This is a genomic window from Butyrivibrio sp. FCS014, assembly GCF_000526935.1.
Classification (GTDB): domain Bacteria; phylum Bacillota; class Clostridia; order Lachnospirales; family Lachnospiraceae; genus Butyrivibrio.
In genome coordinates, this window is record NZ_JAHA01000019.1 from 105,789 (window position 1) to 123,782 (window position 17,994).

Here is a 17,994-nt window from a genome sequence, read left to right on the forward strand (position 1 = left end):
GCTGTGATATATACCATTATACTACTGTCCGGAATCTACGGTGCAATAAAAAAAGCGGCGAGGTCAACGGGCGATGCAACCCGCGACGACACACCGCGATGCAATTTAAGGCAGCCCTTATCAGACTCAAATGGCACAGAGCTCCCATAACAGCTTCATTTATTACAGTACTGCGAGTACTTCTTGGGCGAGATCCCCACCGACTTCGTAAAGGCCTTAAGGAAGTTGCTGTAGTCCGAGAATCCGCAGCGGTCACAGACCTCGCTCACCCCAATGCCCTCAGCAAGAAGCGACTTGGCAATAGATATCCTGCGGGCAGTCAGGTACTTGTTGATAGTCGTACCTGTGGCTGATTTAAAAATCCTGCATATATAGGACTCACTTATATAGAAGCGTTTAGACAGATCACCGATACTTACAGGATATTGAATATTGTTATTTAGATATGAAAGAATGGCATCAACCTGCTCATTGTAGGTAGAGGGCTTTTCTGTCTCCTTGTTGTTCTCCCTATCCTCTATGATCTGGTTTATCATAACAAAAAGCTCAGTAAAAGTAGCTCTCTCAAGAAGATCATGGCCAAAACCGTTACTGGTCACAATCTTATTGATGAAATAAAGAAAACGTCCCTGCTGCTCCTGTGTGAGGCTCACCTTATGAGAAAATCCTTCAACGCGGTCAGAAAAGCAGGCATCAAGATTGGTCTCTTCACTGGATATGCTCTTCATATACTCCGGATCTATCATGATGACGATCCTCTCGTGAAGCTCACTGTCTATCTGTGTAAGATAGTGTGAATCATACTGATTTATAAGGAAAAGATCTCCCGGCATAATGTCATAGACCTTGTTATCAATAAGGAACTGCTTGCCGCCGGAAATAGAGAAATAAACCTCATAGCAGTCATGGATGTGCATTTCCATAGCTTTCTCATCCTTATAGAGATGAGCAACTGAGAAATACTTGTTCTCTATACTAGCCGCCATGGCTGCCTTGCAGGAATTGAGTTCTTTCATAGATACCTCTGAATATGCTTAATATGTGCCGAATTATCAAGAGTGTAAGCCCTTACATCAGTTACCTCCTTATTGTACATTCCGGCTTCAGTATTTGCAAGTTTTTTCCTTGATATACTTTTAACGTGGAAATATTTGTAATAGAGACACAAAAAAGAGCTGCAAGCAACCGCCCGCAGCTCTTCCATTATTCTCACATCTTAATCTCGTGGATCCATCCCTCAGGAGCCTCTACAGTACCCATCTGGATTCCTGTAAGTGTATCGTAAAGCTTCTTGATAACAGGTCCCATCTCCTCACAGCCATCCTTGAAGACTATCTCCTTGCCGTGATCATTGATCTTGCCAACAGGGCTGATAACAGCAGCTGTTCCGCAAAGACCCATCTCAACAAACTCAGGAACCTCGGAAAGCTTAACAGGTCTCTCCTCAACGTTCAGTCCAAGGATCTCCTTAGCAACATATACGATGGATCTTCTTGTGATTGAAGGAAGAATTGAATCTGTGTGGGACTTGGGAACTACCAGTCCGCCGTCCTTTGTAACGAAGATGATGTTTGCTCCGCCAGTCTCCTCAATGTAGGTTCTTGACTCTGCATCAAGATATACATTCTCGGCGAATCCCTCTTCATGAGCGGTAACAATTGCATGAAGACTCATTGCGTAGTTAAGACCAGCCTTGATGTTACCTGTTCCGTGAGGTGCTGCCCTGTCAAGATCACTGATCTTAACAACGATGGGCTTAGCGCCGCCCTTGAAGTAAGGTCCTACAGGAGTTACGAAAATTCTGAACTGATACTCGTCCGCAGGCTTAACTCCGATAACGTTGCCTGTTGCGAACATAACAGGTCTGATGTAAAGTGTAGCGCCGCTGCCGTAAGGAGGAACCCAGTCAGCATTGGCTGCAACAACCTCTTCTACTGCCTTTATAAATCTGTCTTCCGGGAAAGCAGGCATCTCAAGTCTCTTTGCGGAATCAACCATTCTCTTTGCATTGAGATCAGGTCTGAAAGTAACGATCTTTCCATCCTCGGTCTCATAAGCCTTAAGACCCTCAAAGCATTCCTGTGCATAATGAAGAACTCCGGCATCCTCGCTGAGTGTAATGGTTGCATCCTCAGTGATCACACCGTCATCCCATTTTCCGTCCTTGTAATTGGATACGAATCTCTTGTCGGCAACATGATAAGCGAATCCAATGTTTGCCCAGTCTAAATTTTTCTTAGCCATAATAACAGCTCCCCTTCCCGCACTTTAACACGTCAAAGCACTAATAAGTTTCATTATAAAACTTTATCATTTTTCGTCAAGACTCATTTCTTCTTATTATCTTTATCTTTTTTCGAGCTGAAGATCCTGCGGATAGTCGATTCCTCTTTTACCGCATGGAATCTGGTGTTGCTCTTGTCACTAAGAAGTTTTCTCTCACCGTTCTCAAGATATGCAAGATCGTAATAATCTGCTGTCTCGGTGCTAAGCCCCTTCCCCGCCAGGAAATGATTGGTAATACGGGAAAAGAGTGCGTAAATGACTGCAAAGATCGGCACACCGATAAGCCATCCAACGATACCCCACAGCCCTCCGAAGAAGGTAATTGCGAAGATAACCCAAAAGCTTGAAAGTCCGGTACTTCCGCCAAGGATCCTCGGTCCCAGGATATTTCCGTCGAACTGCTGAAGCACAATAACGAAAATCAGGAACACCAGCGCCTTGATGGGGTCGATCAATACCAGCAAAAGAGCTCCCGCTCCGCCACCGATGTACGGTCCAAAGAACGGTATGATATTGGTCACACCGACGATAACCGAGATCAGTACCGGATAATTGATCTTCAGAATAAGGCATCCTACGTAGCAGATAACGCCGATAATAAGCGAATCAATGAGCTTGCCGCCGATGAAGCTCTCAAAGGTCTTGTGAACAAATCTGAATCCGCCCACCAGCTCATTGGCAAAGTTTTCCTTGAACAGCGCATAGGCAAGTTTCTTGCCCCTTGTGGTAAATCTCTCCTTGGAATTGAGCACGTAAATGGCAACAATGAAGCCTACAACCAGGTCAAACAGTATTCCAACCGCCGACATGATGCTCCTGGAAGCCGTCTTTACAATGTTTCCAAGGCTGCTGACCTGGGGCAGGTAATCCTTTAAGTTCTTGGTCACAAATACGCTCAAAGTCTCATAATAGGAATCCAGCTGTGAATCAATGAACGCCTGAAGCTCTGGGTTGTTTGCCAGGAACATGTTGGAGTACTCATCAATATTCTTGATGTATCTGGGGAAGTTGTTGACAATCTCCCTTAGGCTGACCACCAGCTGAGGAATAATGCTTCCAAAGAGGCTGTACAGTATCAGAATGAATATCAGCATCGTAATAAGGACTGCGATTCCCCGCATCTGTTTTCTCTTGCCACGGTCTGCATTTTCGGCAAAAGAAACATCATATCCCCGTTTTTTATAGATAGGCATCAGGAGTTTGTGCTCCAGCCCGTCCAGAAGCGGTATGAGAATATATGCTATTACAATTCCGATCAGGATTGCCGAGATGGAATCGATCATCTTGCTAAGGGCCTGGATAATGGAGTTGCCGTCAAAAATGACGTAATAGGCAAGCATAAGGCTCACGCCTACCACAAATACCGTAAGTCCCCATGTTATCTGATTTTTCTCAGGTTTAATCTTCATAGCTTTATCCTCAACAGAAAAATGTCGTTATTATAAAAGTCCCTCAAGGGTTTCGGTAAGTGTATCAAGGCAGTCGAATTCAATCTCCTCTGCCTCTCCCGCATCGCACTTTGCCGCAAAATCAGGATCCATGGGGATCTTGCCGAGAACTCTAAGTCCAAGTCCCTCAGCATAGCTGTCTATCCTGCTCTCACCGAATACATAAACAGGCTCTCCGCAGTGAGGGCACTTCAAATAACTCATGTTCTCCACCACGCCAAGTACAGGGATATTCATCATCTTGGCCATGTTGATGGCTTTTTCTACTATCATTCCAACCAGCTCCTGAGGTGTGGCAACTACAATGATGCCGTCAACAGGAAGGGACTGGAATACTGTAAGAGGCACATCTCCTGTTCCGGGAGGCATATCCACAAACATAAAGTCCACATCGCCCCAGTTTACATCTGACCAGAACTGCTTAACTATGCCTGCGATAACAGGGCCTCTCCATACTACGGGGTCTGTCTCATTGTCCATGAGCATGTTGAGGGACATGATCTTAATACCGCCAACTGTAACAGCAGGTAAAAGACCTGTCTCATCAGCAAAGTTTGACTTGCCGATGCCAAACATCTTGGGAATTGAAGGGCCTGTGATATCAGCGTCCATGATAGCTGCGCTTCTGCCCTTTCTGCTCATTGCAACTGCTGAAAGGCCGGTAACAAGGCTCTTTCCTACGCCGCCCTTTCCGCTAACTACACCGATAACCTTCTTAACGTGTGTATATTCCGAAGGAGCAACCCTGAAGTTCTCCTCCATCTGTTTCTTGAAATCTTCCGGCTTCTTGCCGTGTCCGTCTGCCATAATTTTAAATCACCTTTCTAAAAATAATAATCAGCGCTTGCAGGAGTACCCGGAGTTTTCTACATCCTCCTCATCTCCTACATAGCTCTCTATGATAAATCTGGGCCTTGATTTGGTCTCCAGATATATCTTGCCTATATATTCCCCGATAATTCCAAGGGATATCATGATAAGTCCGCCGATAGCCCACACCGAAAGAACCGTCGTGGTCCAGCCGGGAATTGTATGGCCTGTGTAGTGCCTGACCAGACTGTAGATAAGTACTATGATACTGACAAAGAAGATGAAAAAGCCCAGGGAAGTTATCATCTTAATAGGCTTGATTGAAAGGCTTGTAACTCCCTCAATCGCAAAGCTTATCATTTTCCCGAGAGGATACTTGCTCTCTCCCGCAAAGCGCTCTGCTCTCTCATAATAGACCACATCGCTCTTAAAACCGATCATTGGAACTATTCCCCTAAGGAACAGGTTTACCTCTCCGAACTGCGATAAAGCCATAAGTGCCCGCCTGCTCATAAGGCGGTAGTCCGCATGATTGTACACGGTATTGGCTCCAAGTCTGTTTATCAGTTTGTAGAAGCCTTCTGCAGTAGCTCTTTTGAAAAAAGAGTCTTTGGCTCTTGCGGATCTTACTCCGTAAACCACATCACAGTCTTCATTGTTGAACTTATCAACCATGGCCTCGATGGCATTGATATCATCCTGAAGGTCTGCGTCCATGGAAATAGCCGCATCGCACAGATCAGCAGCAGTCATCAGCCCTGCCAAAAGAGCATTCTGATGTCCCATATTCTTTGAAAGATTGAGCCCCTGAAAAAGAGGATTCTCTTCATGGAGGCGACAGATAATATCCCAGGTGCTGTCTTTGGAACCGTCGTTGACAAACAGAACTCTGCTGTCTTCGGATATCTTGCCCCGGGAGATCAAATCTTTAAATTTGGCGAGAATACGTGCGGATGTTTCAGGCAGAACCTCCTGTTCGTTGTAACAGGGGATAACGCAGAATAACCTACCCATAAGGTACTCCTCCAAGTCAAATCATATCTATACTATGATAATACATTTTAATAAGAAACGCCACAGCATCTAAGCTGTGGCGCTAAGTAAAATCAGTATTGTTTTTGTATTTATGGAGGAGTCACCGGAGGGGTTACAGGCTTTACTCCTGCCAGAGGTTTTACTCTAAACTGCGAATATGCAAGAGCCTTTGTTTGTGCATCGGTTGCAGAAAGTGCCGGTTTTGAGCCATCATCAACCCACAAGGTTATAATAAATACCTGGTTTGTGTTATCCCACTGAATCGCGCCTCCATCGAGATATGCCTTAAGGAAATATCCGCTTCCTCCGCTTCCTGCACGATTTGCAGCGGTGTAATTTGAGCCTGCTACAAGAGGATAGACGGTTGTAGTTGTTGCACCGTCCTGAGTAGTAACGCTCTGAATTTTGATCTCTCCGCCATTAGCTACAGTAGTATCTCCATCCTGGAATATTATCTTACTATTGGCTCCCATTCTTCTGGAGCTGCTAAAGTAAGTATCAAGCGAATTTCCGCTTATCTCAATATCTCTGGCATAGGTGAGCTCATTCTGAAGAGATGACGTGAGAGCCGAGCAAAGAAGCTGTGCTTCAGATGCCCTGGTTTCTTTGACCACATTTCCAACTCCGAGATTAAAGCACTGGATTATTATGGTAGTCGAAAGCATCAGAATAAGAACAGCAAACAAAAGCTCGGCAAAAGAAAAGCCTTTGCTTTCTGACAGCTTGATCTTTAGTTTTTTTACCACGTTCCTCATACGCATAAATGTTACCTGAAGTAATAATAAACAGATTTATCTTCACGACACCAGGTTATATTACCGGAAAGTGAAATCGTACCGGTTATATCTATTGTATCCCCGGATGTTTCTACCGGAGATACATAAGTAGGATACTTTGAAGCCTCCGACGTTCTTGCCTCATAATTGATCCGGGCAGCAGCAACTATAGCCCCTGCAAGCATGACCATGGCAGGAACGATTATAAGAAGGGAACTTAACGTTTCGGTTAATGTTTCCCCTCGCTTTGATTTAAGCTTGTTTCTCAATAATCCTATGATTCTCATATGTCTACCCATTTTCCAAGTATTAAGCAATTTATGGTGCCACGTATACATTCCTCAGCTGATCTACAGGCCAGGTAACAGAATAGCGGGAAACTTTGACCAGTTCCTCTCCATCCACGTCAGCCAGAACATCACTATAATCCACTGTAATGGTCTCATTAGCTGCATCTTTTTCCCCGACGCAGACATATTTATCTGTTCTTACTGCGGCACTTGCATCCATCCTTACTATATATTTGGACTGTTCAACACCGGCAGAATTTAATACCTTGGCTGTCGTTACAGCATTTATAGACAAGGATTTGTTCATTGTAAAAACAGTTTCGACGTCATATTTATCATGAGTATGCGGATTCTCATAGTTCGTCTTAATGGTTTCCGTCATGGTATCGACTGTTCCCTGCCCAATCTTCTGAGCCATGCCATAAACCATTGTCTGTACGGCTGTTCCTGCGCTACTGAGTGATGTTTTACCAACAAAAGCATTAAAAGTTTTGGGTTCTTCGCCGGGACCCGGCTTCTTAAATTCAGTATCAGCTTCAGAAGCATTGTAGTATCTAATCGCCGTACCTGTTGCGTCTTTCTGCTCAATGTAACGATAGCTTAAAGTCAGAGCATCATACTTAAGGTCATTCCCTTCAGGTGTTTTAAGCGTATTTCCTGTTGGAAACTCTGCCACAGCTCCGCTTCCGGAGAGGGCTTCAATGATAACTCCCGACATGGACTGGGCAAGGAGAAAGGCCTGTTCGTCATATTTAAGTTTCTTTACCCTTGATGCGGCGCTGAATGCTGCATTTATAACCACAAAAGAAATCATTGCAGCAAACATAAAACCAACAAGGGCAAAGACAACAGATGCGCCTCTTTGAGATCTTATCTTCTCAGACATTATTCTGTTTTTTCGAAATAGGCCTGTTCTCAATTCCCCATCTCCATTTGCTTAACTGTAAATAATTACTGTTATGGAACCCAAACATCAATCTGTCCGGTCGGATTTCCATCTGAATCATACAGATCGATAGTATACTGTATTCCGGAAGTACTGCCTTCAACATATGCGGTCTTATCGGCATCCATCATATTTCCGTTTCTGAGCTTACCGAAGTTGTCAACAACCGTATATGCTTGTGTAGTACCTTTAATAAAGAAGAATGATTTATACATTTGATCATTAAGGGTCGCAGTAATTATTTCTTGTACTTTCTGCGCTTTTGTCTTTACTGCGGTAGGAAGATCACTTATATCTGCTGTAACTATACTTGATCCATCAGCTCCTATCCTGTAAGCCAGAGCCTCATCCCAATACCAGTTACCTATATTGCTTCCCGCAGAAGCATAGTAGATTTTTGCTTGGTTAGAAGGATTAGCAGGATCAAACTCAAGGCTGTAAGATGACTTACTGATACTTACAGTGGTCGACCCTATGCTCTGTATATCAATAATATCTGAAGAATCAGATTTATTGACTGCTACCAGTTTCGTAGTTACGGTATAGTCATTTGGCTGCCTGTTAGATACAACAGCTGCAGCCTGAGCACTTATCGCCGAATCAGCATCATTACCTATATACTCGTACGTAGAAACTGATTCTACTGTGTAGTGTATTGCAGGTGCATAAGTCGCGTCATTCCATGCAAACAATGCTTCCTGCCAGGTTTCTCCTGTCGGAATCTCAACAGTGCTTGCAGCCTCAACAAGGTCAAGAGGATCATACTTGCTATAGTCTACTGCACTCTTTGCGGTAAGAATATTCGTATCCAAGTGATAACGTATTGTTATTACCAGCGGCTCGGTAAGAGTTCCTTCAGGTCTCAGAACTGAAATGGACGCACTGGTATCAGTAGGTGTCACTGCTTCCGCTCCTTCTACCTGATACTGATAATAACTATATCCCATAATGGAAGGAACTATTATCTGTTTCAATGCATATGTGGTAGTCTCTTCATTGGTAGATATGACAATATCCGTACCATCAATATTAACGCATGCCTTAACTATATACCTCCACTCCGGAGCTTTATCATATAAGAAAGTAATGTTTAATCCATTTTCTATAACAACCTGTTGTGCACCCGTCAAAGGTTCATAGCCAAGCAGATTATCATAGGATCCATATACATGGACATCTTTATCGGACACTTCCGTATCTTTATCAGTATACAGAGGTGGATTAACGGTCAGATTAGTACCTTTCGCAGCATACCTTTCAACTCTGAATATCTCTTTGTTGCCATCTGAGAAATCACGACAGGTTATCGTATAGGTAGTCTTTTCAGTAATGGTCTGCCACTTCGCATACAGAGTCATGTGACCTGTAACCAATGATTCATTTTCCTTAAATTCTACCTTAAGGTCATCCATCGATGAAGGTGTATCTGCTCCGATATATTTGTACCATCCTAGGAACTTATACTCACCAATGATTTCACCGTCTTTCGTTTTGATCACGTAGAAAATACCGTCGGTTTCAGCAGAACCGGTGTTAGTACGCGTCTCTATAATATAGTTATAATCATCATCTCCATAAGGTGCCTTTACTGTAGGAAGAGTAGAAATCGTATTGCCATAAGGCACAGGATTAGGAGTAATAGTCAGATCGCTATCAACACCACAGGACAAATTATCCGGATAGAACGGGTTAAATTTAACGTTACAATTGCTAGGCGCCCAGTTCGCAAATATCTGCATATCCTCATGGTTCATGAGCAGCTTATCATTCTCCACAAGAAGCGAGCTTATTTTCTCACAGTTGTCCAGCAGTATGTGTCCATCACTATCAGCAATCTTTGTACTGTCAGAAGGAATACTGGAGGTGTACCATCCATCAAACACATAATCAGAACCGGCATTACCTGAAATTTGAGTAGAACTTGGCAATGCAGTTATTTGCTGCCTATATAGGTATGATGTAGCAAAGTTTGAATCTGTCAGCTCTGCATCAACAAAGTTGATATTGTAAGTATTCCTTTTAAGATAAATATGAATATCTTTCCAATCACCTCCATCCCCCGTCTTTGGTATATTCGTTGTGTAGTTATCATCGTTATTTTGCGAATATCCAAAAGTAGAATATCCGTCAACAAACTTTCGCCAATCTCCATTTGTCCAGAAAACTACGTTGCCGGATTTACCAACAGTCTCAATATCAGCCCTTCTTCTGTTAAACATATTGATGTTTGCATTCTGCGAAGGTAATGTCCTGTAATTGGTCCATGTAGAAGTGGGAAGATTATTCGGATCCACTTCCAGATAGAAATAGTAAGTTCCTGCATTTCTGCCTGGATAGTTAGGGTACAAATCTTTCTCGCGTGCAGCTGTGGCTGTAGTTACATCGCCAAAATACTTCAAACTATAATCATTGAAAATAGTAGTCGTTCCGGAACTGGAACCACCAATAACATATTGCTGTAGAGGTGTAGGTGTACCTGTTGAGCTCTTATATAAATACCACCATGGAATCAGACTATCACCATCGGAAGAGAATATCGCAGGTGCACCGTAAAGAGCCTTATAGTATACAGTAACTCCGTATTTAATAGTATTACCGTTCCTTACACTTCCGGTGTCATATTCATATCTATTATTTGAGTTTAATCCGCCATAAGTAACCTCAGTGCTTCCTGCAGCATTGTCATTCCTGTTGATTTCAGCTTTGACCATAGCATGAAGTCCGACTTTCACGTAATCATCATCATCGGTTTCACCTTCTGTTGCAACATTATGAGGATCTTGTAAAATCTGTTTTAGCTTTGTATGATCGTCTAAATCGCCCGAGTAGTTATACAGATTACTATTGGTCTTAAAGTCGTCCCACTGTGAGCGGATCTTATAGCTGGTATTATTCGGAACACTATAAGCATCATTATTGGTGCCACGGGTAATAAAGTGGAATCTGTATTCTACGGTAGTCAGATCATAGTACAGTGCAACAATCATTGTATCGCTGCCGGCAAAGTGATGAGTACCAAACTGCTTTGTATTTGCAGCATTTGGAACATATGGATTAAAGTTTTGCCCTTTTCCGTCTACCGAACCATTAAGATTATGAATGGCTTTCTTAAAGAAAATATTATTCCTATAATAGGGCTCAAGATAATTAATCAGATTGGCACCGGTGCTTTCCTTCGTAAGAAGTTCAGATATCGGGATTGGATTAGCAAGGCTTACCAACTGATTCTGTGCATTATACATCTGATTGGCTATACCATTATTAACTTTAAGCGTTGTGCCTTTATAAAGCTCGTACTGCTTATCAGATTCCCTAGCCGGGGCAATATCATCATATGGACTCTGGTAATAAATCTCAACTCTGAGGTATTTGGGATTTACAACCCACTGTGGTTCTACACGAACATCGCAATCCGGCATACTCAGTAAATCTTCTATACTTTCTGATTCAAGATCCGATTGCTCTACATACTGTCCATCAACCTTATAAAATATCTTAAATCCGGACAGCACAAATCCTTCCCGGGTGAACGCATAGGAAGTGTCGCCTCCGGTTTTTGACCAGTGGGACCAAGCGGCATAATGTTGTCTGTTAACATAAAACTCCAGGATAAAATCACCCGAAGATGCTATTTTAGGATTAAGAATATATGATACCAGGCCATTATAACCATTAACATAGGTTTCATAGTCATCTCTGTAATAATCATTCTCATTGAAATAAATATATATAGTACCTGTAAAAGTCTTAAGGTAATCACTATAACCGCCTGTTATACTATAATCAACTTCATGAGATGCTATTTCCCACAGTAAATCCTGATAAGACTGACCATAATACATCATCCAGCTGGGTTCTGTAGTACTGGACTTATATTGTTCATGAGGAATTAAGCTTCCGTCAAATTTGGCAGAAAGTGTATACCTATTCCTGTCATAGTATAGAGTAACTATGTCTCTGTCCGGTGTCAGATCGTAGTTCTTATCCGTCAATGTAAATCCTTCAAAAGTAGGATGGCCTTCCGGTTTCATCAGATAAGACAATCTGCCTGCAGAAGTTTCAATATCCTTAAATCCATCAGCACTTACTTTTACCTGATATACATGAGAAGCATCTTTATCAAGCGGTCTCTGCGCAAGATCCCGGCAAAAGTCTCTATAGTTGTCTATATAAGGAATATTGTTATCTTCATTGGGCGCAGTATTCCTGAATATCAGGTTAAGGATCTGACCTGATTTATTAGTGTTGTACAGAATAACATAGTCAAATGTTTTATTAGTCGAAATGGTAATCTTGCCATCATTATCTTTATCAACGTTTTTGATTACTCTGTCCTTAAATTCGACTGTATTTCCGTCAGCATCTTTTGCAGGATCTATCCTGACAATAGAGTAAATAGGACGCGTCTCTGTAACATTTTGATAGTACTTACCAGATATCAGTTCTTTGCCTAATAATTTGTCAAAGTCAAGCAGCTCATATCCGGCATCAGTAAAGTCATCAACTTTTCTGGTAATCTGATTCTTATCAGAAGCCGCAATTATAGTGCCATCATCAAGGGTTACTTTTTTACCCGCTCTTATGTCATCAAGAACAGCGAGCTTTTCTTTATAAGTATTGGCATTAGGAAATCTTTCTGCCAAAACCATCTCCGCAATATAATCTTCCGTCAGTTCCTCATCAGATGCCAGCTTGCTATGCGAAGCACCTACCTTATCTCTTATTGCAGTCTGGTCAGCATAAATAAACTTATAAGCATCAACAGGTGATGTATAAGTAACTTCAAAAAGATCGTCAGATGCTAGTTTTGAAGATTTTGTATAGATGTCTTCAAGTGAACTTTCTTCCTTCTCAGCGTCAGCCTTGGGAAGCTTATACTCACGATGGGAAAGAGTAACTATGTATGGCTTATTAAGCCTATAAACAGCGTATATCCTTCTGGTCTTCTTGTAGGTGTTTGCCTCATCCTCATCAAAAATACTGTTATGGCTGGCGCACTGATATCCATAGACATTCTTATCAGATATAGATGTCTGCACAACTATATCTCCGTTTATATTATTAGATACATAATCAAATTTCTTAGATCTGTCAAAAGCAGACGAAGAAGTAAGCGGAGCTGAAGCTGTATCAGGATCAAAATATCCAACAAACTTGTATCCACTGAATACTTCGCGGGATCCAACGTTAATCTGGTATTCGTTTGATGCCCCATTTCTAACAGCCTTTACTTTCCTGTGCAGCTTAATGCCCGTGTTTCCGATGCCGGCGACCTTTGTCTCAAGTCCGGTCATATTATCGTTGTACATCATATACCAAACTTCAATGTCAGTTTTGTCACTATCAATTATGAGCCAATCATTATGGTGTTTAAGAACAGTCTCGACAGAGCCGGCTCCCACTTCCATAATCTTGTTGACTTTAAGAGCAGGGAACGGATAGCTCTGCAGTATTGATGTAGCACCAAAGAAAGATGACAGAGAATAAGGAACCGTGTTTCCAACGCCCTGCCCCTTATTAAAGCTTCCGGACAACAGAGATGCTGTCTCATTCTCTTTCTTATTATTGGCAAGTTCTGAAGCAGTTATACTTACAGCATTATCTGTCGCTTCAAATGTAGTTTCAGAATATACATAGTATGCGACGCCACCGGAAACAGGTGCTACAGGATAATAGCTATGTTGAGTTACGGTTGGATAATTGGATATTGTGCCATTACTGTTTATTTGATGATCTTCATCCTGCTGCGCAGTACCAGCAAAAAGACTTGTGTCAGCAACGTTATCAAAGTTAAATACAGTGTAGGAATTTGTTACAGTACCGATTGTAACGGGTGCAAAACCTCCTGCATTATCAGCATTTCCTACAAGGAATCCTGCTGTGTAACAGGAATTAAAGTTAGATGTTGAACCGCAGCCTGCTGCAAATCCACCAACATTTTTACCGGAGATATAGAAATCAGTATATGATCCTGTCACAGAAAGAACGCCGGTTGTATTTCCGACAAATCCGCCTGAATAGCCCGTTGAAGAAAGCACACCTGTAGCAAAGGTATTGGATACGGTTATGTTTTTGTTGGACGCTCCAACAAGACCACCGGCATTACCACCACCGTTGATCCATCCCAGACTAAATACCAGTGAAGGTTTAAGCTCATGAACATACTTAAACTCTACAAGGCGTTTCAGATCATTATAAGTAACTGTTACTCCTGAATTGCCAATAACGCCGGCAAATTCCAGACTGACCACACCTGCCGTATCACCACTTTCAGATGAAGCAGGCATATAATATTCCGAATCAGATATATTGATAATACTGCTTGAATATCCTATAAATCCGCCGGCATCTCCGGATGAAGCTCTTACTGTGCTTCCGGCCACTGCTGAGTCTGTACCGATTGTAGCCAGAGTATTATTACTGTTTCCGACAAGTCCTCCGGCATTACCTGAAGATGAAGTTATCTCCGCTCCCGATACCCTGCATCCGTTGAGAGTAAGATTTGCTGATGCATGCGAGTAACCGATAATACCGCCTGCCTCTGTGGAAGCATCAATCTTGCCTCCGAAGACATAAAGATGTCTACCGGAAAATTGACCAGTCACCAGACCGGCAAATGCACCCGCATATCCGGCTGATGAAGTATTGCCGACATCAACCGAAAGTACGCCACAGTCTGTAACTGAAGCTGTTGATGCAATCTCACCTAAAAAGCCGCCGAGATTTGCAGATGATGCGCCGTCCACGCTGACATTATTCAAGTAGCAGTTTTCTATAGCAACAGTAAAACCACTCGATATTTTTGCGGCAAACATTCCGGCAGTTGCGGCACCGGAGTCCACTTTACTATCAGTGATTATGACATTCTTAATACTGCTTACACCGGTCAGTTCTCCGAATATTCCGGAGCCTGTTCCTGCAAGCTGATTAATATCCAGATTCCTGATTATATGATTTTGTCCGTCATAAGAACTAAGGTTAGTCGAATTCTTAGGAAGGAAATTGGTATAGCTACTAACATCAGGATATACGGAGAGCCAGTATTTATTAAACTCATCCAGATTAGCAGCTCTTGTAACTGCGGTTTCCGAATTAAAATCAATGTCTGCTATCTGTACCGCATTCAGTCCTGTAACCTGCGTATTACCAATATTCTGAAGGTGTCTTCCATACTCAATGTATGCTTTACCATCTGAATATGCAGCAAAAAGACTGTTATCCACGTCATAATCCTGCACCTCAGGTACTACACCTTCATTACTTACCAGTTTAGCAATTAGATAGAAATTATCACCGGGAGTTACAGAAGATGCATGTCCATTAACAGTCTTAACCGTGTTGTCGCTGCCTGTGAAGGCATTATCATAAAGAGTGTCAAGCAATATATCCCAGGATGCGCTTAAATACTTGTTATCTAAATAATCGTCACCGTCATCAGCATCTGACTTACCGTTGTAAAAACCGTTCGCTTTTGAATTAAGTCCCGGACCTGAGATCAACTGACTGGCAGGTATGGTATATGTGGGTGTAACCGGAATTGCCCCACCGGTTGTTGCATCCATAATAGTAAGGTTTATTGATACTTTATTCAGGAAGTTTACAACTTCAGTCTGGTTAGAGAGATTATCTTCCCATCCTACTGAAACCCTTACATGGGCGTAAAGATTTTCTTCATTTACGATATCAACATCAACTGAAGTATTTCCTACCTGCTTATCTTCTTGCTGCAGATCTGCAAGTACTTTATCACCGTACCAGCCGAATTTATTCTTTCTTCCATCAAATGATCTGTCTATTAGGGCTTGTATAATGGATTCCAAAGTGGTGGTTCCATTAATACCACGGCCAAAACTTCCAATTCCCTGATCATTTTCTTCAGCATATACCACATTAAGAACACGGCAGGTAGACGCCTGATATTCTATAGCCCACATATTACTGAGTATATCTGAGCTGACGGTATTATCCTCCATGATGGCAAGATAAGCATCATTTCCCACGTCACTGCTGCTTATATACATAAGCTTTTTGCTTGCATCAATGGTATTGCCTTTTTCTAAGACATCCTCTTTTCCGTAAGCATAAAGTTCACTGAGTCTGTTCTGAGCTGCGTGGAAAATTGTCTCAGCGGTTTTATCAAGCTGAGTCTGCTTCACGTTCCTGTACATAGAAACGGCACTGACACCCACAAAGCCGGCTAAGATGGCAATAATCGCCGCAACCAGCAGTACTTCAGCAAACGTGAAGCCTGCTCTTTGTCGTCTTTTTTTAGTACTTGTTCCCATGTATTTGCTCATAATATTACCCTCCTGAAAGATAAAAACGAAATCATTCTTTCAGTTAATACCCTGCTGCTTACGGGATCATTCTCCCTCTTCCTGCGTCTTTGGAACGTCCGCGTCCATATTCGCAGGCTCGCCGTTACCGTTGCCGTTGTCGCCTCCGTCGCCGGTATTATCATCTTTATCCAAAGGATCTACTACATCTGAAGGCTTAGCTGTCTCGTCAACGTTATCACCATCATCGGTCTTTTTGTCGTCGTTATTTCCTTCGCCACCATCTCCTGTCTGCGAAGGGTCAGCTGAAGGCTGGCCATCAGAAGGCTGCCCGTCCGAAGGCTTAATATCAGAAGAATCTTTATCGGAAGGATCCTTGTCTGAAGATTCCTCTTCATCCTCGCCATCCTCTTCCTCGTCGGTCTCTTCCTGTTCAGTCTCTTCGTCTTTATCCTCTTCCTCTATTTCCTCTTCGTCTTCGGTTATCTCATCAGCATCATCTGAAATCTCAACCTCGCCATCATCCCAGATGGTGACTGTATACCAATTCTGATAAATTCCCATATCACCGTCAAATGCAGGCGCACTGCCGGGATCAAATACAATATTTCCGTCTCTGTCAGCAAACTTAATCTTATTGATCTCTACATTTGAAGGATCAAAGCCCTCTTCTTCGTATTCGGAGAGCAGTATCTCCCTTTCAGAAGAATCCGTATCCTCTTCATCCCAGAAATCGGAAGCAAAGTAATATCCGATGAAATAGCGGTTTACTACGCCGTCCATATCCTTTTCATCGCTGTGGATTTCCTCAGTGGTATCCTCAGGGATTCCACCTGTAACCTCTGAAATATTGGAAATCGAAGATAGGAGCTCCGGATCGCTGTAGGCCTGTCCGTCAGAGAAATAAATATTGGCACCGCCATCGCTTCCGTCAGCTGTAAGTACATGATAGAAGCGGGCTCCATACTCCTTGTTTCCGCCCAAAACACCAATGCTATCCGGAATAAGATTTCCACCTTCATCGATAAACCTGACTAATGAGCCTTCTTCATAGTAGTAACCAGCAAAGTGTCCTCTTGCTCCATTACTATCTTCATCGTATGCAAGCTGACCGAGAATATCACCTATATTGTCAAATACTTCTGTCTTCTGATAATCGCTGTAAAGTGTTCCATCATCAATATCTGAATAAACATCAATGGTGTCAGCCCCTTCAGCTGCCAAAGAAAGGACATAAACATAGTCAGCTTCTATACTTGCTCCGCTGATCATGTTTATATAGTCTCCGGCAGACAAAACTATGGAACCATCGATATCAATAAACTGTCTTCGATCATCTCCATTTTTAATATAAAAACCGGTAAACATGGGTGAACTATCATCTCCTGCTTCCGGTACCAGAGATGCCATACTTGTTAACTGATTCAGATTTTCATCGTAGAAGTAATTTGAGTCATATACAAAAGCTACTTCATTTGTGCCATCAGAAACACTGCCTCTTTCGAGATAACCGATATCGCCATCTGAAGAAATCGTGAAAGCCGGTAATTGAGAATGAATTCCGCCCACTTTTGCAACGTAAACAGATTCTCCGTTCACATCCAAAGGATTTATAAAAATGGTTCCCGAATCAGCTTCCATCGTGTATCCCGATTCAATTGTTCCATACTTGAAAATTGCGGGCATTACGTCAGACAAATCTGAAAGTTCGTCATTTCCCGAATCATCAAGATATAGCTTGCCATCGATCAGGAAAAACTCCCTCTCTTTGGCTGAAAGATGATTGTTACCATTCTCATCCGAATGACTCTTTAAATACTCCTTAACATCATCATTGTAGGCAAGAAGATTTCCCTTTTCGTCAAAGAGCTGGATGTATTTGCCGTTAGAGTCGGTGGCATATTCACCATCCTCATCGATCATAAGATATGTGGAAAATTTAACCGGCCCTGAAGCATTTACATGACAAACAGCCCGGGGGGAACATATCACCACCAGGCTGCCAAGGGCAGACACAGAAACAACCTTAAGTCCCTTAATAATTCTGCGACTTAAAATCCTTCCATAATCTTTTTTCATAAAATCACCCCTCATAAAGTAAAAACTAAAACTAAAGAAAAACTGCTT

General features: G+C 42.4%; 10 protein-coding genes. All 10 read right to left on the reverse strand.

All coding sequences use genetic code 11. From position 1 onward, the window contains the following. Window positions 1-155: 155 nt before the first annotated feature. The 10 genes from T456_RS0113650 to T456_RS0113700 all read right to left on the reverse strand — a co-directional run bounded on the left by T456_RS0113650 (window position 156) and on the right by T456_RS0113700 (window position 17,946). On the reverse strand, window positions 156-1,016 hold the full coding sequence (locus T456_RS0113650) for an AraC family transcriptional regulator (protein WP_024866577.1): 861 nt from the start codon (window positions 1,014-1,016) through the stop codon (window positions 156-158). 193 nt (window positions 1,017-1,209) lie between these two features. Then, complete coding sequence (locus tag T456_RS0113660) at window positions 1,210-2,244, reverse strand: branched-chain amino acid aminotransferase (protein ID WP_024866579.1); 1,035 nt, start codon at window positions 2,242-2,244, stop codon at window positions 1,210-1,212. A gap of 83 nt (window positions 2,245-2,327) precedes the next feature. Beyond that, window positions 2,328-3,695 (reverse strand): AI-2E family transporter, encoded by a 1,368-nt coding sequence (locus T456_RS0113665; protein ID WP_024866580.1) that lies wholly within the window; start codon window positions 3,693-3,695, stop codon window positions 2,328-2,330. Between the two features lie 30 nt (window positions 3,696-3,725). Further along, window positions 3,726-4,541 (reverse strand): Mrp/NBP35 family ATP-binding protein, encoded by an 816-nt coding sequence (locus tag T456_RS0113670; RefSeq protein ID WP_024866581.1) that lies wholly within the window; start codon window positions 4,539-4,541, stop codon window positions 3,726-3,728. A 30-nt stretch (window positions 4,542-4,571) separates the two neighbouring features. Then, on the reverse strand, window positions 4,572-5,558 hold the full coding sequence (locus tag T456_RS0113675) for a glycosyltransferase family 2 protein (protein WP_024866582.1): 987 nt from the start codon (window positions 5,556-5,558) through the stop codon (window positions 4,572-4,574). 110 nt (window positions 5,559-5,668) lie between these two features. Further along, window positions 5,669-6,325 (reverse strand): hypothetical protein, encoded by a 657-nt coding sequence (locus T456_RS0113680; protein WP_024866583.1) that lies wholly within the window; start codon window positions 6,323-6,325, stop codon window positions 5,669-5,671. A 20-nt stretch (window positions 6,326-6,345) separates the two neighbouring features. After that, window positions 6,346-6,642, reverse strand: a complete 297-nt coding sequence (locus T456_RS0113685; RefSeq protein WP_024866584.1) for a hypothetical protein — start codon at window positions 6,640-6,642, stop codon at window positions 6,346-6,348. Between the two features lie 31 nt (window positions 6,643-6,673). Next, window positions 6,674-7,531, reverse strand: a complete 858-nt coding sequence (locus T456_RS0113690) for a hypothetical protein (protein WP_024866585.1) — start codon at window positions 7,529-7,531, stop codon at window positions 6,674-6,676. Between the two features lie 71 nt (window positions 7,532-7,602). Further along, window positions 7,603-15,888: a type II secretion system protein gene (locus T456_RS0113695; RefSeq protein ID WP_024866586.1), complete on the reverse strand. Its 8,286-nt coding sequence runs from the start codon at window positions 15,886-15,888 to the stop codon at window positions 7,603-7,605. Between the two features lie 66 nt (window positions 15,889-15,954). Beyond that, window positions 15,955-17,946, reverse strand: coding sequence for a hypothetical protein (locus T456_RS0113700; protein ID WP_024866587.1), 1,992 nt, complete (start codon window positions 17,944-17,946; stop codon window positions 15,955-15,957). Between the last annotated feature and the right edge of the window lie 48 nt (window positions 17,947-17,994).